At 50.5% G+C, this 19,900-nt stretch carries 15 protein-coding genes; 12 read left to right on the forward strand and 3 right to left on the reverse strand.

What is annotated here, in order from left to right; genetic code table 11:
- Positions 1-45 precede the first annotated feature (45 nt).
- From KDN34_RS14750 to pcp, 6 genes are all read left to right on the forward strand, one after another.
- The gene (locus KDN34_RS14750; protein ID WP_212594467.1) at positions 46-2,430 is read left to right on the forward strand and encodes a TonB-dependent siderophore receptor; all 2,385 of its coding nucleotides are present in this window, start codon (positions 46-48) and stop codon (positions 2,428-2,430) included.
- Positions 2,431-2,534: 104 nt separating this feature from the next.
- A complete protein-coding gene (locus tag KDN34_RS14755) occupies positions 2,535-4,289 on the forward strand; it encodes an ABC transporter ATP-binding protein/permease (protein WP_212594468.1) in 1,755 nt (584 codons plus the stop codon).
- Positions 4,270-5,520: a thioredoxin family protein gene (locus KDN34_RS14760; protein ID WP_212594469.1), complete on the forward strand. Its 1,251-nt coding sequence runs from the start codon at positions 4,270-4,272 to the stop codon at positions 5,518-5,520. Before KDN34_RS14755 ends, KDN34_RS14760 begins: the two co-directional genes overlap by 20 nt.
- Positions 5,521-5,544: 24 nt before the next feature.
- Positions 5,545-6,882, forward strand: a complete 1,338-nt coding sequence (locus tag KDN34_RS14765; protein ID WP_212594470.1) for a TldD/PmbA family protein — start codon at positions 5,545-5,547, stop codon at positions 6,880-6,882.
- A 10-nt stretch (positions 6,883-6,892) separates the two neighbouring features.
- A complete protein-coding gene (gene tldD, locus KDN34_RS14770) occupies positions 6,893-8,341 on the forward strand; it encodes a metalloprotease TldD (protein ID WP_212594471.1) in 1,449 nt (482 codons plus the stop codon).
- A gap of 22 nt (positions 8,342-8,363) precedes the next feature.
- Entirely contained in the window at positions 8,364-9,005 is a 642-nt protein-coding gene (gene pcp / locus KDN34_RS14775; RefSeq protein ID WP_212594472.1) for a pyroglutamyl-peptidase I, read from the forward strand.
- A gap of 226 nt (positions 9,006-9,231) precedes the next feature.
- Here the strand turns inward: pcp and groL are convergent, their stop codons facing one another.
- Both groL and KDN34_RS14785 read right to left on the reverse strand, forming a co-directional pair.
- Complete coding sequence (gene groL / locus KDN34_RS14780; protein ID WP_212594473.1) at positions 9,232-10,872, reverse strand: chaperonin GroEL; 1,641 nt, start codon at positions 10,870-10,872, stop codon at positions 9,232-9,234.
- A gap of 55 nt (positions 10,873-10,927) precedes the next feature.
- A complete protein-coding gene (locus tag KDN34_RS14785) occupies positions 10,928-11,218 on the reverse strand; it encodes a co-chaperone GroES (protein WP_133039343.1) in 291 nt (96 codons plus the stop codon).
- A 264-nt stretch (positions 11,219-11,482) separates the two neighbouring features.
- On the opposite strand from KDN34_RS14785, the gene KDN34_RS14790 reads away from it, so the two are divergent.
- Positions 11,483-12,865, forward strand: a complete 1,383-nt coding sequence (locus KDN34_RS14790) for an MATE family efflux transporter (RefSeq protein ID WP_212594474.1) — start codon at positions 11,483-11,485, stop codon at positions 12,863-12,865.
- 69 nt (positions 12,866-12,934) lie between these two features.
- Here KDN34_RS14790 and KDN34_RS14795 read toward each other — a convergent pair whose 3' ends face one another.
- Positions 12,935-13,459 (reverse strand): FxsA family protein, encoded by a 525-nt coding sequence (locus KDN34_RS14795; protein ID WP_212594475.1) that lies wholly within the window; start codon positions 13,457-13,459, stop codon positions 12,935-12,937.
- Between the two features lie 190 nt (positions 13,460-13,649).
- On the opposite strand from KDN34_RS14795, the gene cutA reads away from it, so the two are divergent.
- The 5 genes from cutA (at position 13,650) to KDN34_RS14820 (ending at position 19,898) form a co-directional block, all read left to right on the forward strand.
- Positions 13,650-13,982: a divalent-cation tolerance protein CutA gene (cutA, locus tag KDN34_RS14800; protein WP_228730357.1), complete on the forward strand. Its 333-nt coding sequence runs from the start codon at positions 13,650-13,652 to the stop codon at positions 13,980-13,982.
- A complete protein-coding gene (locus KDN34_RS14805; RefSeq protein ID WP_212594476.1) occupies positions 13,979-15,796 on the forward strand; it encodes a protein-disulfide reductase DsbD in 1,818 nt (605 codons plus the stop codon). The genes cutA and KDN34_RS14805 overlap by 4 nt, the downstream gene beginning before the upstream one ends.
- 115 nt (positions 15,797-15,911) lie before the next feature.
- Positions 15,912-17,534 (forward strand): cation:proton antiporter family protein, encoded by a 1,623-nt coding sequence (locus tag KDN34_RS14810; protein ID WP_212594477.1) that lies wholly within the window; start codon positions 15,912-15,914, stop codon positions 17,532-17,534.
- 131 nt (positions 17,535-17,665) lie between these two features.
- Entirely contained in the window at positions 17,666-18,820 is a 1,155-nt protein-coding gene (gene galK / locus KDN34_RS14815; RefSeq protein WP_212594478.1) for a galactokinase, read from the forward strand.
- Between the two features lie 49 nt (positions 18,821-18,869).
- Entirely contained in the window at positions 18,870-19,898 is a 1,029-nt protein-coding gene (locus tag KDN34_RS14820) for an aldose epimerase family protein (protein WP_212594479.1), read from the forward strand.
- The last annotated feature ends 2 nt before the right edge of the window (positions 19,899-19,900 follow it).

A 19,900-nucleotide genomic window follows, 5' to 3' on the forward strand; every position in this document is an offset into this window, starting at 1 on the left:
ATGACTAAATAAATAATATCTTAAAGGAATCAGAGGGAAGAACTTATGCAGGCAAAGACCCACAACTCACGCACAATGCGGCATAACTATTTAACCGTATGTGTGGTTGCAATTTTGGCGACAGGGGCTGGCGTTTCCAGCATGACTCACAGCGCCTATGCTAAAACACAAACAGCCCCGGCTAACAATATGGCACAGTATGCGTTTGATATTCCAAGTGGTACTTTGCCTAAGACGCTGCAGCAAATTAAGCACGTGTCCGGCGAAAACATTATTTATGACCAAGAGAAATTGTCAGATGTCAGTGTTCCTGCGCTACATGGTACTTATACCATACAGCAAGCGTTGGAAATCATCTGTGCCAAAAACAGTTTGGTAATCGTCAAGACTGACGCCGGTTGGTCCTTACAGTTACCACAAGATATGGAAAAGGTTACGGTTTATGGTAGCCAAAACGCTGCCGAAAAATCCTTCCAGGTTACCCGCTCCGAAACGGCCACCCGCTTTGGCGTCGATTTACAAGATCTGCCACAAAGTATCACGGTGATTACCTCTCAGGTGTTGGAAACGCAGCAGAACCAAACCGTACAGTCAGCCTTGATGACCAGCGGTGGCGTGTCCACCCAACAAGGCTCACAGGGCAGTTCATCTTTCCGCATTCGTGGCTTTGGTACCTCAGGCATGATGTACAATGGCGTAGCTAACTCTAGTGCAACCGCCACTAACGTCAATGCCGTAGAACGTATCGAAATTCTCAAAGGGCCCCAGTCCATTTTAAGTGGAGCCTCATCGATGGGCGGTTCAGTCAACATTGTACCGAAAAAGCCGACTTCGACTCCCATCCGCAAAATCTCAGCAGTTTATGCGACCAACAATGATTTAGGTGGGTCGGTAGATCTATCACAACCACTGACTGATGACGGGAAATTAAGTACTCGTTTTATTGGTGCCAAGTCAAAAGCAACCGAGTCTTATGGTGACTTTGATAAAGGTCGTGAATCTAAATTCGCACAGTGGGGCTTGCGCTGGAACGATGATAAAACCGACTTTTATATCAATGGTTCCTATGACAAAAACTTTGCACCGCAGGCTCCTTTTACCGTCGCCCAAGACGGCAAAATCTTAGCTAAGCCCACCATGCGCGTTGGTACACCGGATGCCGGTGTTGGTCAAAAAGCCACGTCCTTTTTGTACAGTTTTGAATATGCACTGAATGACTGGGCAACCATCGTGAGTCGGGCACAGTATTCGAAAGCCGATACCGATCTCAACGTGTTTTTGACCTATGGTCAGCTAGCGCCAAACACTTATTTAACGACCAATACCAATAATGAATCGTCAATTACCACCTTTTCTGGCGATCATTATTTGCGCTTATCCGTTGATACCGGCCCAGTTGAACACCGCATTTCAACCGGTATCAACCACATGGAAACCAAAAACACCAGTGACTATTACGACTCCGCTTTTGAGCTGGTGGACCTCTATGCTACGGAACAATACGACTTCCAACCCACGCTGCGTAACGATGAAACCCACTCCAATATTGTCAAAATCAGTGCCAAGCAGGTTGGCGCGTTTTTCCAGGATTTAGTGGGATACAAGGATGTTTATCTGTCGTTAGGAGTGCGTCGTGACCGCTACCTGGACGGACCTTCAGATGTCATTAACCTGTTGTACCCCAACTACTCCTCTACCGTTGGCACCAAGAAGACCTACAAAACTACCCCAAGTGTGGGCTTGCTATACGCAATGAATGAAAACTTATCCTTCTATGGCACTTATTCAGAAGGCTATATACCGCAGAACACCTCTCGCCCCAACTGCGCGGATGGCACCTACGGTTTACCCGCCAAGGAAACCCGAAATAAAGAGGTAGGCGTCAAGCTGCAAACCAATGATGGTAAGTTCTCGGTAACGTCCAGCGCCTATCAGATCCAGGAAACCAATACGCTCAGTTATGACTCGCTTGAACAGTGCTACAACGTACAAGATGCGCGACAAGTGAAGGGGATGGAGTTGGAAGCTCAGGGCAGTCCACTTGATGGTCTGAATATGATCTTCTCCTACACCTATACTGATGTCACCGATGTCAATGACCCTGATTACTATGCAGCAGCAATCTCCGCGCACAAAGCCAGCTTATGGTCTAACTATCAGTTGCCGTTTAGCGAACTCAGTGATTTTGGCGTAGGTTTTGGTGTAACGGCTTACTCGAGTTCACGTATGGGATACACCGCAACGGCGGCTGAAGTCCCCGGTGGGGCACGCGTCGATGTCGGGGTGTACTACGATAAGAAACCATGGCAGGTACGCCTCAACGTCAACAACCTGTTTGATCGTACCCTGTATGGGGTGACAACCACCGAAGTGTTTGTTCCTATCGAACCACAGCGCAACATGTCACTGTCGGTGTCTTATAACTTCTAAGTGTTCTCTGAAGTGTGCGCTGTCATTCATTATGGTGGCGCACACTGCCTTATCTGCCGTTACCATTTATGGTGTAAGTAAGATTTTTGTAAGGTTAACAATTAATGACGAATTCATCAGCGTTCAACGCTGACATTGATGGCGCCAAGTTCTCAATGCGAAGTGCTGATCGTCCGACGATATGGCAACTAATATCACCCTTTTGGCTATCATCGCAAAAGCATCTCGCTTGGCTGATTTTTGCGATTATGGCCGCAATGTCGTTCACCACCACCTATGCCTACGTCAAGCTCAATGAAGTCCAGGGCAAACTGACCGATGCACTGGTGGCAGTGGATTGGAACACATTGAAGTATCTGTTGCCACTGAGTTTAGGGGTAGGCTCAATCGCGGTGCTCCTGCCGTTGGTATCGACGCTCTTTCAAGGTTATCTCGATTTACGCTGGCGTACTTGGTGGACCCATTCCTATGTCAACAAGTGGACCCATAACAACACCTTCTACAAGCTGGAGCGTGATGGCTTAATCAGTAACGCTGACCAACGTATCGCTGAAGATATCAAGCTGTTTACGGCACTCACACTGAATCTCAGCTTATCGCTGATTACCGTAGTGGTACAAACCGTCAGCTACAGCATTTTACTGTGGTCAATTTCCAAAACTCTCGATGTCACTGTGTTCGAGGTCAATGTTGCTATCAATGGATACATGGTGTACGCCGCTTACCTCTACTGTGCTTTACACATCGCATTATCACACTGGCTAGGTAAGGTACTTATCGGCCTCAATATGCATAAGCAAACGGTAGAAGCAGATTTCCGCCGTCAGGGAATGACCTTGCGCGAATATGCAGAACAGATCGCCTTTTATGGTGGTGGTGAGCGCGAATCCGCCACCCTGACACAACTGTTTCAACGGGTTTATGGCAATACGCTGCAGATTCTGATGCGCACCTTCAAATTAATGTTTGGTCAGCATGCGTATGCCCAAATATTTGCCTTATTACCAACCTTGCTAGCCCTACCGTTACTGCTGTCCGGCAAAATCTCCTTTGGCGATATGGTACGGATTACGGGTGCCTATTCAATGTTGGTCAATACCATCGAATTTTTCCCGCAAGCTTATGCCAGCTTTACCAACTGGATGGCGTTAGCCAACCGATTGCGGGACTTTCTCTGGGCCGTCAATAAAGTTGAACAACAAACCTCAGAAATTGATTATCAAATTAATTCTCAGCCACAACTGTGTTGTGAACAATTGTCCGTCAAACGTCCTAATGGCGATGGTCTGATTGATGCGCTGAACTGGCAGGTAAATCAAGGCGAGCGCTGGTTGATCAAAGGCAGTTCTGGCACCGGTAAAAGCACATTACTCAGAGTCTGTGCCAACTTGTGGCCATACGGTGCTGGCAAGATTGCGGTGCCGGCGCTGACACAACTGTTTCTGCCGCAACGCAGTTACATTCCGGCCGGCAGCCTAAAAGAGGCGTTGTGTTATCCCCATAGTGACACCCAATTTACTGATGAGGCCTGTATTCGGGCGTTAAACGACAGCTGTTTAGGCGAGTTATCGGCGGCGCTATCGATACACGACAAGTGGCAGCAGGTGTTATCTGGTGGAGAACAACAACGGTTGGCGATCGCTCGCGTGTTATTGCAACAGCCACAGTTGGTATTTCTCGATGAAGCAACCAGCGCCCTCGATCCTGACACCGAAACACAACTTTACCGCAACTTAATGCAGCAGTTGCCAGACGCCACCATTATCAGCGTGGCTCACCGCGAAACCCTGCACCGTTTTCACGATCAAGTATTAGATCTCAATCATCATCGGAGCATTCATGCCCACAGCAATCATTAAAGTTACTCAAGCCACTGTTCGCGAAAATATTACCGATTCTACTGGCTATGTATTACTGGATCTTTGGGCGCCGTGGTGTGTGCCATGCCGGAATTTGGCACCGGTAATAGACTCCATTTCGAAACTGCCTGACAGTGAGCTGCAAGTCGCCAAACTGGATGTGGAAGCCCACCCTGAGGCAATGACGCAATTTGGCGTTCGCGGGATTCCGACGTTGATCCTCTTTCACAACGGTCAGGAAATTGGGCGTCAGGTTGGACAGAAATCGTTTCGTGAATTGAAAGCCTGGCTGGAAACACAACATGTTGACCTTGGCGAGGCGAAACCACTTACTGCCGCAGTGGGTGACTTTGCGTCCTTTTATGGTGATGAGGAGCTACGGCAATTTTTTATTAATCGGGTGATGCACCATGCCGCACAGCAGCAGATCATTGCGCGCAATTATCCATATTGGGATGAAAAATCAGGTTCAATCAGCGCCGCTTTCACTCACTGTGATTCATTTACTGTGTTTGAGCGGGTAACCGGTATTAATGCCACTTTTGCCGCACTGCTGGAGTTAATCGCCCCTACCGAAGTTCATGCCTTGCAACCCATTACCGACGCATTGACCGCAGGTAAGAATTACGCGCCGATGCCAATGCGTTTCATCCATGCGTTTTTCGCCGAACCCAGCTTTGCCTGGCCGACATTATTTGCTGAGGTCAACGAGGCGGAGCAGTTAAGACTGGTGTTTGTCGCATTACTAGAACGCTATCTGCGTGGTCGCGATATCGACGACGCACAGTGCCAGCAGTTGCAACGACAAGCGCAGGCGCTGTTACACCATCAGGACGTCAGCGTGGCACTGGTCGCCGCCATTATCGAACAACTGGCAACATTGCCAGCAGCCAGCGATTTCGACAGCTGGAACGAAGTGATCGGTCGATTGAAAACGCTCATCTATGATATCGGCAAACATCTTTCAGGTTGGTCTGCCTACGATCGCAATACCGAAAAACGCCGCTTCCAGTGGTTTATGAATAAAGAGCAGCAGAGCGCATCCGGCAAACTACAAGGCACCGAACTGGAAGCCTATCGCCAACAGTGGCAGGAAGAAAACACCGAATATCAGCTTAAAGAAGCCGCTTTTTTTGCTGACAACTTTGCCAGCATGCAACCCATTTATCACCGACTGCATCAGCTGCTCACCGAAGCGTTACTGCATAGTCCTATCTATATCGCGGCCTAATCAACACCGGAGTTATGTTTCAACATGGCAGATTTACATTCCACTGGGCAGATGGCGTCAGCGGTCGACCATTTGCTGCAGCTAAACCAGCAATATCCGCAGCGCGACATTCAAGTCAACGCATTTGAGGCATCCGGACTCAATCTGGACCTACGCCAGGGCAAACTGGAATCGCGGGTGAATGAGCAGAAATTTGGTATCAATATCAAGGTGTACGAACAAGGGAAAAGTGGCAGTGCTAACGTCGCCAGCTATCATCCGCAGTCGCTGACCGAAGCATATCAGGCAGCATGCGCCATTGCGAAAGCCACCGATACGGATGCTGCTGCGGGAATTGCTGCACCAGAACAACTCTGCCGCCAACCCAAGGCGCTCGAACTTTATCACCCGTGGCCATTAGCGGAAACACAAACGATTGAACTGGCCAGACGCATTGAAACCGCTTTAGAGCAGTATTCCTCTCAAGTAAGCAGCCATGGCGTGCATGTGAGCCTCAGTGAAATTCGTACCCTGTTAGCGAACAATCATGGTTTTTACCAAAGTAGCGAGCAATCACTGTATGGCATGGGAGCCACGGCGCTGGCACGTAATGAGCAATACAACGAAATCGACTGGTGGCACACCATGTCTCGCCAGCCCGAGCACTTTGACGAGGTTGAGTCTATCGGCGTCAAAGCAGCACAGCGCGCTGAGCGTTACTTACACCAAAGCAAGCTCAGTAGTGGTAAATATCCGGTGTTATTCGATCCGATGAATGCCATGTCGTTGATCTCCCATATAGTGCAGGCCATCAGTGGCCCCGCGCTATATATGAACGCGAGCTTTTTACAGCACAAACTGGGGCAAGCAATTATGCCGGCCCACCTGAATCTGCACGAAGACCCATTTGTAGCCAATGGCTTAGCGAGTTTTGCATTTGATGGTGATGGCATAGCACCGAGCCAACGTGCATTGGTATCGGAAGGCTGTTTGGCTGGATTTTTACTGTCGTTGTATGCAGCTCGGCGTCTGGCATTGTCTGCCACCGGCAACGGTTTAGGGGCGGGGAATCTGACACTGAGCAGTTCGCAAACCACTGCAAATGATTCCTTTGCCGCGATGTTGAAAAAGCTTGATACCGGGCTACTGGTGACAGGCTTAGTCGGTGATGGCATTAACCTTATTAGTGGCGACTATTCCCGTAGCGCACGTGGTTACTGGGTGCAACATGGAATAATTCAACACGCCGTTACTGGCGTCACCCTGTCAGGAAATCTGCAGCAAATGCTCTCAGATATACAGGCAGTAGGTAACGATCTTTATACTCAGGGTCCCTTTACCACAGGTTCAGTATTGATTGGGGAGATGCAGGTTTCTGCATAAGGTGAGCATAATGAACAATTCAACCAACAACGCGATTACGCTCGCCAGTGAGCAACTGCTGGCGCCTAACGGGCTGGATATTCACAGTTTGCAGCAGGTGTTGCATGTTATCCATCAATACCAGGTCGACTTTTCCGATCTGTACTTCAAACAGCATCGGCAACAACGTTGGCTTTTGGAAAATGGCCAAGTGCGTTCAGGAAGTTTCGATGTTGATCAAGGTGTTGGTGTAAGAGCAGTTTGTGGCGATGAAACCGCCCTGGCCTACTCACAAACACTGGATAAAAACGCTCTGATGCTCGCAGCACAGTCGGTGCGTACGGTGGGGCATCATGGCAATGGCGTCATTGAAATCGTACCCAAAACCATGCCATTCGCCAGCTACTATCCCGCGCAGGACAGTATCAGTCGTTACGCTGACATCGAAAAAATCGCCCTGTTACAGCGAATCGAGCAGATAGCACGCCAACTGGAATCGCGTGTTGAGCGCGTGATTGCCAGTCTGACACTATCGCATTCCACAGTATTGGTGATGCGACATGATGGCCGCTTGGGGGCCGATATTCGACCAATGGTAGAACTTCACGCCACGGTATTTGTAAAACATGGCGAACAACTCGAAAGAGCCAGTTGCAATCTTGGCGGGCGCACCGATTTAACACTGTTCACGGAAGACTATTTACAGGCAAAATTGCAACAGGTAGTCGACTGTGCATTAACCAAAATTGCGGCAGTGCCGGCTCCAGCGGGGCGCATGCCCGTAGTATTAGGCCCAGGTTGGCCTGGTATGTTATTGCATGAAGCGATGGGCCACGGCTTTGAAGCCGATGATATCCGTCTGGGCAGCTCGATTTATCGGGATAAGTTGGGTCAGCGGATTGCGCCGAAAGGGATCAATATTGTTGATGATGCCACGCTTGTGAACCGTCGCGGCTCCCTGCAGATGGACGACGAAGGCGAACAAGGTCAGTGCACCGCCCTAATCGAGGATGGCATTTTGTGTGGCTATATGAATGACGCCCTCAACGCCCGGTTGACCGGCATGACACCCACAGGCAATGGTCGGCGCGAATCCTATTCCGTACTGCCAATGCCGCGAATGACCAATACCTTTATGCTGCCGGGACAATATGAAGCAGCGGAAATTATTGCCTCGGTAAAACAAGGGATCTATCTTGCCGAACTCGGCGGTGGACGTGTTGATACGGTAAGTGGTCAATACTCTTTTGAAAGTGAACAGGCGTATTTGATTGAGAATGGCAAAATTACCCGTCCGGTCAAAGGGGCTACATTGGTGGGCAGCGGCCCGGAAACCCTGCGACAGATTTCCATGGTCGGTAATGATCTGGCCTTGGATAACGGTGGAGCTATCTGCGGTAAACGCGGCCAAAGTGTCGCGGTTGGCGTTGGGCAGCCCACGCTCAAAGTCGACAATTTATTGGTAGGAGGGACTGCATGATGCACCGAGGGTGCAACCGGTAATGAAAAAGGTATTACTGACGGGATTCGAACCTTTTGGCGGCCAAGTGCTCAATGCCTCATGGTGTGCTGCCCAAAGGTTGCATCATACCGTTATCGATAACGCAACGGTAATCGCGGCGCAGCTGAGTTGCAGCTTTCACAAGACTCACGGTGAACTTAAGCAACTCATCTCTCGCCATCAACCCGATGTTGTGCTGTGTCTTGGACAAGCCAGTAACAGCTCAGTAATTCAGGTGGAGAAAGTAGCATTGAACTACATCGATGCCCGTATCGCCGATAACGATGGTGTGCAGCCTATTGAGCAACCAATTATTAACGATGGGCCCAATGCTTACTTTGCCAGCGTGCCAGTAAAGCGTTTAGTCACGGCAGTGCAAGCCCATCAGATCCCCGTGAGTTTGTCGTACTCAGCAGGCACATTTGTCTGTAATCAGTTGTTTTATTTACTGATGCATGAACTGACACTGCATCCGCAGATGATTGGCGGCTTTATTCATGTGCCCGCTTGTGAACAGCAAAGACTGTTGCATCAACACCCGTTTATGAGCACGGCACAAGTAGTGACCGCATTGAAGATTATGATCCAACGGTTACAGCAGCCGCAAGATGAGGTAACCCAGTCACTGGGCACCCTGTATTGATGTGTTCATCTGCCAATCGAAGCCCCCCCTATCAATCACGTATAAGTGTTCAGCGTTATTCGGCCCGTTAGCCCGTTTACTGGCGGTTTGAATCAACAAAGTAAGCCATTAAATTCTCTAAAAACAAAACCCCCGAACTTTAGTTCGAGGGTTTTGTATTAATGCTTGGACGAGAACTAAGGCAACTATGGTCTTAGTTCATCCACAGTGAGCGATGTAAACTAAATTACATCATCCCCCCCATGCCACCCATACCGCCCATGCCACCCATATCAGGAGCGGCTTCTTCCTTTGGCAGCTCACCGACCATAGCTTCGGTGGTGATCATCAGGCCAGCAACGGAAGCAGCGAACTGCAGTGCAGAACGGGTCACTTTGGTTGGGTCCAGAATACCCATTTCCAGCATATCGCCGTAAGTGTCGTTACCAGCGTTGTAACCGAAGTTACCGTTGCCGTCTTTCACTTTGTTGGCAACTACTGAGGCTTCTTCACCAGCGTTGGCAGCGATCTGACGCAGTGGAGCTTCCATTGCGCGCAGCGCGATAACCACACCGTGTTTCTGATCTTCGTTAGCTACTTCAACATCGTGGATTTTAGAAGCTGCGCGTACCAGAGCAACACCACCACCAGCAACCACACCTTCTTCAACTGCGGCGCGAGTAGCGTGCAGCGCGTCTTCCACGCGTGCTTTCTTCTCTTTCATTTCTACTTCAGTAGCAGCACCAACTTTGATCACTGCGACACCACCGGCCAGTTTAGCCATGCGTTCTTGCAGTTTTTCTTTGTCGTAATCAGAAGTAGATTCTTCGATTTGCTGTTTGATCTGTACCACGCGGGCTTTGATCTGAGCTTCTTCACCGTTACCATCGATGATGGTGGTGTTGTCTTTGGTCAGCACAACGCGCTTAGCAGTACCCAGGTCTTCCAGAGTGGCTTTTTCCAGTTCCAGACCGATTTCTTCAGCGATAACAGTACCGCCAGTCAGGATAGCGATATCCTGTAGCATGGCTTTACGACGGTCACCGAAACCAGGAGCCTTCACAGCAGCCACTTTCACGATACCGCGCATGTTGTTTACAACCAGTGTCGCCAGAGCTTCGCCTTCAACATCTTCAGCCACAATCAGCAGTGGTTTACCTGACTTAGCCAAGCCTTCCAGCACTGGCAGCAGTTCACGGATGTTGGAGATTTTCTTGTCAACCAGCAGGATGTATGGGCTGTCCAGCTCTACGCTGCCAGTTTCTGGTTTGTTGATGAAGTATGGAGACAGGTAACCACGGTCAAACTGCATCCCTTCTACCACATCCAGTTCGTTTTCCAGTGCCTGACCTTCTTCAACGGTGATAACACCTTCTTTACCAACTTTTTCCATCGCAGTGGCGATGATCTGACCGATAGATTCGTCAGAGTTAGCAGAGATAGTACCTACCTGAGCGATAGACTTAGAGTCTGAGCATGACTGAGACAGGGCTTTCAGTTCTTCAACAGCGGCAACAACCGCTTTGTCGATACCACGTTTCAGGTCCATTGGGTTCATACCCGCAGCCACAGCTTTCAGACCTTCGTTAACGATAGCCTGAGCCAGTACAGTGGCAGTAGTGGTACCGTCACCCGCAGCATCGTTGGCTTTGGAAGCAACTTCCTTCACCATCTGAGCGCCCATGTTTTCGAACTTGTCTTCCAGTTCGATCTCTTTAGCAACTGACACACCGTCTTTGGTGATCAGCGGTGCGCCGAAGCTCTTATCCAGAACGACGTTACGACCTTTCGGGCCCAGTGTTACTTTGACTGCGTTAGCCAGAACGTTTACACCCGCCAGCATTTTTACGCGGGCATCATTGCCAAATTTAACTTCTTTAGCTGCCATGTTGATTATCCTTTGATTCTTTAGTGAGTTGGAATGACGTAATGGTAAGCGTGGCTTATTCCACAATGGCCATCAGATCAGATTCAGACAGGATCAGTACTTCTTCACCGTCGATCTTCTCTTTCTTAACGCCGTAGCCTTCGTTGAAGATCACGACATCACCAACTTTCACATCCAGTGGCCGCACTTCGCCATTTTCCAGGATCCGGCCATTGCCTACTGCCAGCACTTCGCCGCGGGTAGACTTTTCGGCCGCGCTGCCGGTCAGCACAATGCCGCCAGCGGAAGTAGATTCCACTTCCAGACGTTTAACGATTACGCGGTCATGTAATGGACGAATATTCATTTATGGATTCTCCTAATGACGTTTGCCCAATTTATTTAGGCGAGTTTACAGGTTGATTATATACAGCAGCGTTATCTGCCGCCGCTCGATGTACCTCTATATGGGGCTGATTTTCAGAGTTCCAAGTGCGATCGAATAAAATTTTTTAAAATTTTTCCGCGTTGATTCCGCCTTTACACAATCGGGTTTTGCCGCTTACGCGCTTCCTGCTAAAATCGCCGGCCAATGGCATTTTCAAATTCTTCACTCATGGGGTAGTAGACGATGAGGGACAGACACGGGCTGCTAAGCCAGCCAATCGGTCGTGTGCTGCTCAACATGAGCCTGCCCAATATGCTGGGTATCCTGACGGTACTCGGTTTCAATCTGGTAGATACTTTCTTTATCAGCCGTCTCGGTACAGAAGCATTGGCCGCAATCAGTTTTACCTTTCCGGTGACCTTGATTATTGTCAGTGTTGCAATTGGCATTGGTGCTGGCGTCTCCACCAATCTCGGGCGGCTGATTGGTGGCGGTCATGCCCCCCAAGCTAAAGTGTTTCTGCACGATGCTTTGTTGCTGACTTTTTTGTTGATCAGTACGCTGGCAACCGTCGGTAGTCTATGTAATGACTGGTTGTTTACCCTGATGGGCGCGACCGATGGCATTCTGCCGTTAGTTCATCAATATATGCAGATCTGGTATCTCGGCGTGCCAGTGCTGGTATTGCAGATGGTGGGCAATCAAGGACTGAAAGCCACGGGGGACACCCGTTTACCGGCGCAGATCCTTGGACTGGCAGCACTGATTAATCTGTTGCTCGACCCGCTGCTGATTTTCGGTATTGGCCCATTTCCACGACTGGAACTGCAGGGGGCCGCGATTGCCACCGTAGTGTCATGGATAGTGGCACTGTGCTTCTCCAGTTACCTGCTGGTACTGAAACGTCAATTGCTGGTGGCAGCCCCCATCAGTATTAGTCGTTGGTGGGCCAACTGGAAACAACTGGCTCACATCGCCCAGCCCGCGGCGGTGATGAATCTGATGAACCCGCTGGCCAACGCCATGATTATGGCAATGCTGGCGCGCATTGATCATGCAGCGGTAGCCGCCTTTGGGGCGGGGACACGTTTAGAGTCGGTGTTGCTCATCGTAACCATGGCGCTGTCATCCAGTGTTGTGCCCTTTGTCGCCCAGAATCTTGGCGCCAGTCAGAAACTTAGGGCGCGGGCAGCGGTGCTGTTGTCATTGCGCTTTATTCTGGTATTTCAGACCTTGTTATATCTACCGTTGGCACTGTGGGCAGAACCGCTGGCGAGGCTGTTTACTGATGACGCGCGAGTGCTTGAATGGCTGACGTTTTATATTCGGGTGCTGCCGCTCGCTTATGGACCGCTGGGCGTTGTAATTATTGTGGCGACGGCCCTCAATGCGTATCACCGCCCGATGGCCTCACTGACACTTAATCTGTGCCGCTTATTCCTGTTAATGCTGCCGCTGGCCGCTATTGGTGCCTGGTTTTATGGTGTGAAGGGGCTGTTACTAGCACTGCCGCTCAGCAATTTGTTGATGGGGATGGTGAGCTATCTTATTGCGCTGAGGATTAAGGAGCCAGCCAACATGCCGCCCCCTTGTCATTTTGAAAACGGCGACTGGACCGGCAAATAACTGTCATATTGACCGCACAAAAAAGCCCGGACACGATGTCGGGCAGAGGTTTGTCTTGAGTAGCGAGTGCTAGTTATCGCGTTTGTCGTCATCATCGTGATGCAGCTGATGACTGTCCGGTCGCTTATCGGATGGATCAGGTTTGTGCTCATACTCGCCGTCAATGACATCGTCTTTTTTCGGAGGCTGCTGCCGATTAAACGGCGCGCGCCCGTTGTAGGGTGACATGACCACTCGCATCTTCATGTGCTTATACATGAACTTGGCAATGACTTTACGGCAGATGGGGGTAAGAAAGATCACCCCGACAAAATCAGTAACAAACCCGGGAACCACCAGCAAAATGCCTGCCAGTCCCAGCAACATGCCTTCCACAATCTCTTCGCCCGGCGCTTCACCCTGTGCCAACTTGCGCTGTACCGCCATCAGCGTATTCAACCCCTGGCTCTTAACCAGCGAAATTCCCACCACCGCGGTGAGAATGACCAGCGCTACCGTGTTTAAAGTGCCTAACACGTCGCCAACCTGCATCAGCACCGACAGCTCTACCATAGGTAGAAATATCACTGCCACCAGCAAAATTAAAAAAGGCATGAAGATCTCTGTTTACTCATCTTTCGAACAAACTTAATGGGGCCATTACGGTCTGAATTCAAGACCGGCATAGCTGCCAAAGCTCACTGTTTTAGCAACTGCTTAATGCAAGTCTAGGACAAACCACGTAAAGTAAGCGCTCGGATTGTCCTGTCGACCCAGTCATCAGTTAATTAACAGAGTGACACAGATGAATAGTAAAATGCCAGAATTCCTGTTGGTGTTCTGCAGTTGTCCAGATCATGACACCGCACTGACACTTGCCAGAACGCTGGTAAAGGAAGGTCTGGTGGCGTGCGCGCAACTTTCATCGCCCATCACCTCGGTTTACCACTGGCAGGAACAACTGTGTGAAGACAGCGAAATCAGCCTCCAGCTTAAATGTCTGGCGGCGGTTTATCCGAAACTGCAGCAACGTGTGCTGCAACTACATCCTTATGAAGTGCCGGAGTTAATTGCTGTAGAGATCCAGCAGGGACTGCCGACGTATCTGGACTGGATAAAAGACAACACAAGATTATGAAACGACTCATCACCCTGCTGTTTGCCTCATTGTTATGTCTGCCATTGGCCCATGCCAGCGGTTTAAGCGATAAATTCCCTTTTCTTAAGAGCGAACCGGAGCTGATGCCGGTTGAGAAAGCCTTTGCCTTTGATGCCGAACAAAACGGCCAAGTGGTAAAGGTTAGTTTTGTGATTGCCGACGGCTACTATATGTACCGCGACAAATTGCAATTTGCCGTTGAAGGTGGTGAGCTGGGCGATGTCGCCAAACCAAGTGGTGAGAGCCACCATGACGATTATTTCGGTGATCAAGCGGTGTATCGCAGCTATGTGGAAATCCCTGTTGCCATTAAAAAGGCCGGGGATGCCGCGACACTGAAAGTCACCTACATGGGCTGCGCTGAAGGCAAATTGTGCTTTCCGCCAACCACCAGTACCTTGGTGCTGAAAGCTGTGGCTGAAAATGATGGCAAACTGGCGGCGAGCGCTAGTGCGCCCAATGAAAGCGCAGCGTCTGTGGCAACTCAGATTCAAACTGCCCGTCAGCCATTGACGGAGCAAGATTCACTGCTGAACAAGCTGATCCATAGCGATAGCAAGTTACTAACTCTATTCACCTTTTTTGTGCTGGGTATCGGTCTGGCGTTGACACCTTGTGTGTTTCCTATGTACCCCATTCTGTCCGGCATTATTGTCGGTCAAGGGCAAAAAGTGTCGACGGCACGCGCCTTCACCTTGTCGATGACGTATGTGCAGGGGATGGCCATCACCTATTCCATTCTCGGCTTAGTTGTCGCAACTGCTGGCATGCAATACCAAGCGGCACTGCAGAGCCCGCCGGTACTGATTGGTATTTCAATCCTGTTTGTCATTCTGAGCTTATCGATGTTTGGGCTGTATGAGCTGCAACTGCCCTCCGCCTGGCAACAGAAGATGAACTCGCTGTCCAACAAGCAGCAAGGTGGCAAACTCACTGGCGTCTTTATCATGGGCGCATTGTCCGGACTGGTGGCGTCACCTTGTACCACTGCACCGTTATCCGCCGTGCTGGTGTATGTGGCCCAAAGTGGCGATCTGCTGCAAGGCTTTATCACCCTCTACATTCTCAGCATGGGCATGGGTCTGCCGCTGCTGCTGATCGGGACTTCCGGCGGTAAATTGCTGCCGCGTGCTGGCGCCTGGATGGAGATCATCAAACACATTTTCGGCTTCCTGTTGATCATGGTGGCGATCATCATGTTGGGACGCATCTGGCCGGGATTGGTATCCGATCTGCTGTGGGCAGTATGGGGCATCTGCCTGGCGGGATATCTGATCCATGAAAATAAAACCACCGCATTCACCTGGAAACAAACAGTTCGTGGCGTGTTATTGCAGTTATTCCTGATCGGCAGCTTTGCCTATGGTACACAAGCGCTGCTGGCCTCCATGGGCTATGGTTTGGGCCCCGCCAGCGTGAAAAGTGAGGCCGTCTCATTCAAACACATCAGTACCCTGGCAGAATTTAAAACCGAAATCGCCAATGCCCAGGCAGCAGGCAAACCGGTGATGCTGGACTTATATGCCGACTGGTGTGTGGCCTGTAAGGAATTTGCCAATATCACCTTCAAAGATCCTGACGTGCAGCAACGAATGTCACAGATGGTGCTGCTGACTGCTGATGTCACCGCCATGAATAAAAATGACGAAGAGCTGCTGAATGCCTATAACGTTCTCGGTCTGCCTACCCTGTTATTTGTGGGCGCTGATGGCAACTTGCGCGATGACTTAAGGGTGACTGGCTTTATGGCACCCAGTGAGTTTGCGCCGCATTTAGATCATCTGCTGAACTGAGCAATGGTTTTTCCATAAGCGGAGTCTGCCACCGGCAACTCCGCTTTTTATTTATGCTATTGAATGTCTTATAGTAGATAACAAAATATTCGCTCGTGGATGATCATTCACTGCCATGGAACCCGCTATTCTTGTTATCACCCTTGCCTGTGGCTTGCTGGTCAGTCGTATTAACCTGCCACCGTTGATCGGCTATCTCGCTGCCGGGTTTGTGCTGTATGTGATGGGGTTTGACAGTCACAACCTGCCATTGCTTAACTCATTAGCCAGCCTTGGGGTCACCCTGCTGCTATTTGCCATTGGTCTCAAACTCGATATTCGGAGCCTGTTTAAAGCCGAAGTCTGGGCGGGCTCCAGCTTACATCTGATACTGTCAGTACTGCTGTTTGTGCCGTTGCTAAAATTGCTGGGGCTGATAGGGCTCAGCCAAATCACCCGTCTTGATGCCGCACAATTAACCCTATTGGCATTTGCCCTGAGCTTTTCCAGTACCGTATTTGCCGTCAAGGTGCTGGAAGATAAAGGCGATATGCAGACGCTGTACGGCCGGGTCGCTATCGGTATCCTGATCATGCAGGATATTTTCGCAGTGTTATTTCTCACCATTTCTAAAGGTAATTTTCCGTCTCCCTGGGCGCTGACCCTGTTACTGTTGCCGCTGGCAAAACCGCTGTTTTACCGCGCCTTTGACCGGGTCGGCCATGGCGAACTGCTGGTATTGTTCGGGCTAGTAATGGCACTGGTGGTGGGCGCCTGGCTGTTTGAAGCGGTCGGACTGAAGCCGGATCTGGGGGCGCTGGTTATCGGTATCCTGTTGGCGGGTCATGCCAAAGCCTCCGAGCTGGCGAAATCGCTGTTCTATTTTAAAGAACTGTTTCTGGTAGCCTTCTTCCTCACGATTGGCCTCAATGGCTTACCCAGCAGCAGTGATATTCTGTTAGCGTTGCTGCTGGTGTTACTGATCCCGTTAAAAATTCTGTTGTTTGTATGGCTGTTAACCCGCTTCAAACTACGTTCGCGGACAGCGATGCTGGCAGCGTTTAATCTGGGTAATTTCAGTGAATTTGGGTTGATTGTCGCCGCTGTTGCCACCGCCAAAGGCTGGCTGCCATCGCATTGGCTGGTGATCATTGCCGTAGCCCTCAGTATCAGCTTCTTATTGGCCGCGCCGCTGAACGCGTTAGTGGGCAAACTGTATCAGCGTTTTCAGAAAAAGCTGGTGAAACTGGAGCGACGCCCGCTGCACCCGGAAGACCGCCCGATTCCTATTGGCAATCCGCGCTTTTTGATCCTCGGTATGGGTCGCATTGGCAGTGGTGCTTATGATGAACTGAAAAACCGTTTTGGCGGTGAGATCCTCGGCATCGAACACAAACAGGAACTGGTGGATTTTCATCGCCAGCATGGTCGTAATGTGGTTAAGGGCGATGCCGCTGATACCGATTTCTGGGAGAAACTCGACCGGGCACCAAATCTGGAACTGGTGCTACTCGCGATGCCCTATCACGCCGGTAATCTGTTTGCGGTACAACAACTGAAAAAACTCGACTATCAGGGCAAGATCAGCGCCATCATCCAATACGGTGAAGACGCCCAATCACTGAAAGATCTCGGGGTCCACAGTGTCTATAACTTGTATGAAGCTGCGGGTGCCGGTTTTGTCGATCATGTGGTCACGGAGTTATTGCCACCAGAGCCAACGAACACTACGGAAACGGAAAAAACGTCTGCGGCCTGACCAGCGCAAATCCTTGGCAGATGGCACATTTCTCACTAACGTTTGGCCCGATAGTCGTGATATAACTGCAGGATAAATAAGTCTGTGCCAGACTTTGATAATTAAGTTGTTTTTGTGGAATAACCCGGAAAATGTCAAACCCTGCACCCAGTGCGACCAAACTCTTCGTCAAAACATTTGGTACGAAACCTGATGCGCTTTTCAGTGCGCCAGGACGCGTCAATATCATTGGTGAACACACCGATTACAACGACGGTTTTGTATTGCCCGCCGCCATCAACTTTCACACGGTCATTGCAGTAAAAGTTCGCAATGATGACCAGTTTCGCGCCGTTGCTGACGCGTTTCCCGATATCCGCCAATGGCGCTATGGCGCTGAAGGCCCCAAAGGAGAAGGTGACAGCTGGATCAACTATCTGAAAGGCTTTAGTGCCGCAGTGGCGCTCAGTGGTCTGCCCGCCAAAGGATTGGATCTGGCAGTTGTGGGCAATGTGCCGGAAGGGGCAGGACTGGCATCCTCGGCATCACTGGAAATTGCCTTTGGCACCGCCATTAACGACACCAGCCAGCTGCATCTGTCACCACTGGCGGTCGCCCAGCTGGCGCAGCGCGGTGAAAATCATTATGTGGGTCATGCCTGTGGCATCATGGATCACATCACCTGCGCAATGGCGGAGGAAGATAACGCATTACTGATCGATTGTATGGATCTGGAGTGCCAGCCGGTACCGATCCCGGAAACGTTAAGCCTGTTGATCATCAATTCTGGGCTGCCATCAATACGTCATAGCGACGAGTTTAATGAGCGGCGGGAACAGTGTGAACAAGTTGCCGCGCATTTTGGATTAGATACTTTGCGACATCTGACCTTGGCACAACTCGAACAGCAGCAGCCGGAAATCGACCCGGTGGCATACCGTCGCGCGCGGCATGTTGTCACCGAAAACAGCCGTACACAAAAAGCCGTACGGGCACTGACTAAAGGTGATATCAGCCGCATCTCTCAGTTAATGGCAGAATCGCACGATTCTATGCGGGATGATTTTGAAATTGTGCCCCCAGCAATTGATCAACTCGTGCAGATTATCAAGCAGCAGATCGGTGCGCATGGCGGTGTGCGCATGACCGGCAAAGGCTTCGGCGGCTGTGTTATTGCACTGGTGGAACATGATTACACCGATAAGGTGATTGCGGCGGTAGAGCAGGAATACCAACCCAGTACCGGTCTCGAAGCCAGTATCTATCTGTGCAGCCCGACCGCTGGCGCCGCCAGAGTAGCGAAATGATAAACTAATCAGCAAGGCAGAACGGATGAATCAAGGACAATGGAGCACAATGGTAAGGTTCAGTGTGTTGGAACCCTGGCAGGACCCACGTGGCGGAGAGATTGAACGCATACGTCTGGATAATGGGCTCCTCGCCCTTGAAGTGCTCAGTCTTGGTGGGATCATCCGTTCGTTATGGGTTCCGGATCGTGAGGGTAACCGCGGCAACGTGGTGCTTGGCACCGATTCGGCTGCCGACTATCTGACGCAAACTGCCCATCTCGGAGCGGTCGCGGGACGTTACAGCAATCGCATCGCCAACAGTCGCATCAGTTGGCAGGATCGCAGTTTTCAGCTCGATGATAATTTTCATGGTCACTGTTTGCATGGTGGGCAGCAAGGATTTAACCGTAAGCTGTGGAATATTGGCACCTTGCCGGATGGGTTGCGGCTGACGCTGGTGAGCCCCGATGGCGATATGGGCTTTCCCGGCAACTGTCAGGTGCAATTGGATTACCGGCTGGTGGGTAACAATCTCTATGTGGAATTCGTTGCTGCCAGCGACGCACCAACGCCGATAAGCCTGACCCAACACAGCTATTTTAATCTGGACGGTAGTGGTGATATCCGGCACCAGCAGATACAGTTGCTGGCAGATAAGGTGTTGGTTCCTGATGCCTTAGGTATCCCGCATGGTACCATGGCGGTGGCTAATTCCGTGTTTGATTTGCAACAAAGCGCTACTTTAGGTGAGCGTTTGCAGCATCCGGAGCTGGCAGCAACTCACGGCTATGATCACTGTTATCTCATTGATAATCCAAATGCAGACCTTCGACAAGTCGCTACCGTCAAAAGTCCCCAAAGTGGCCGCCAACTGACCTTGCACACCAATCAGCCGGGGGTACAGTTCTATACCGCTAACTTCCTGGAAGGTACACCCGGTCGTCGCGGCAGCACCTTACAAAATTATCAGGGCTGGTGTCTGGAACCCCAGATGTTACCCGATGCGCCGAATCAGCCACAGTTGCCTTGTCAGCCTTGGCTTTTGCCGGGCGAAACCTACCACCATATCAGCCGCTATGAATTTGGCAGCTGTTAGCG

The organism is Shewanella yunxiaonensis, from assembly GCF_018223345.1.
GTDB lineage: Bacteria > Pseudomonadota > Gammaproteobacteria > Enterobacterales > Shewanellaceae > Shewanella > Shewanella yunxiaonensis.

Coding starts and splice junctions, on each gene's coding strand:
- KDN34_RS14750 (WP_212594467.1), top strand. CDS start 46: ATGCAGGCAAAGACCCACAACTCACGCACAATGCGGCATAACTATTTA.
- KDN34_RS14755 (WP_212594468.1), top strand. CDS start 2,535: ATGACGAATTCATCAGCGTTCAACGCTGACATTGATGGCGCCAAGTTC.
- KDN34_RS14760 (WP_212594469.1), top strand. CDS start 4,270: ATGCCCACAGCAATCATTAAAGTTACTCAAGCCACTGTTCGCGAAAAT.
- KDN34_RS14765 (WP_212594470.1), top strand. CDS start 5,545: ATGGCAGATTTACATTCCACTGGGCAGATGGCGTCAGCGGTCGACCAT.
- tldD (WP_212594471.1), top strand. CDS start 6,893: ATGAACAATTCAACCAACAACGCGATTACGCTCGCCAGTGAGCAACTG.
- pcp (WP_212594472.1), top strand. CDS start 8,364: ATGAAAAAGGTATTACTGACGGGATTCGAACCTTTTGGCGGCCAAGTG.
- groL (WP_212594473.1), bottom strand. CDS start 10,872: ATGGCAGCTAAAGAAGTTAAATTTGGCAATGATGCCCGCGTAAAAATG.
- KDN34_RS14785 (WP_133039343.1), bottom strand. CDS start 11,218: ATGAATATTCGTCCATTACATGACCGCGTAATCGTTAAACGTCTGGAA.
- KDN34_RS14790 (WP_212594474.1), top strand. CDS start 11,483: ATGAGGGACAGACACGGGCTGCTAAGCCAGCCAATCGGTCGTGTGCTG.
- KDN34_RS14795 (WP_212594475.1), bottom strand. CDS start 13,459: ATGCCTTTTTTAATTTTGCTGGTGGCAGTGATATTTCTACCTATGGTA.
- cutA (WP_228730357.1), top strand. CDS start 13,650: ATGAATAGTAAAATGCCAGAATTCCTGTTGGTGTTCTGCAGTTGTCCA.
- KDN34_RS14805 (WP_212594476.1), top strand. CDS start 13,979: ATGAAACGACTCATCACCCTGCTGTTTGCCTCATTGTTATGTCTGCCA.
- KDN34_RS14810 (WP_212594477.1), top strand. CDS start 15,912: ATGGAACCCGCTATTCTTGTTATCACCCTTGCCTGTGGCTTGCTGGTC.
- galK (WP_212594478.1), top strand. CDS start 17,666: ATGTCAAACCCTGCACCCAGTGCGACCAAACTCTTCGTCAAAACATTT.
- KDN34_RS14820 (WP_212594479.1), top strand. CDS start 18,870: ATGGTAAGGTTCAGTGTGTTGGAACCCTGGCAGGACCCACGTGGCGGA.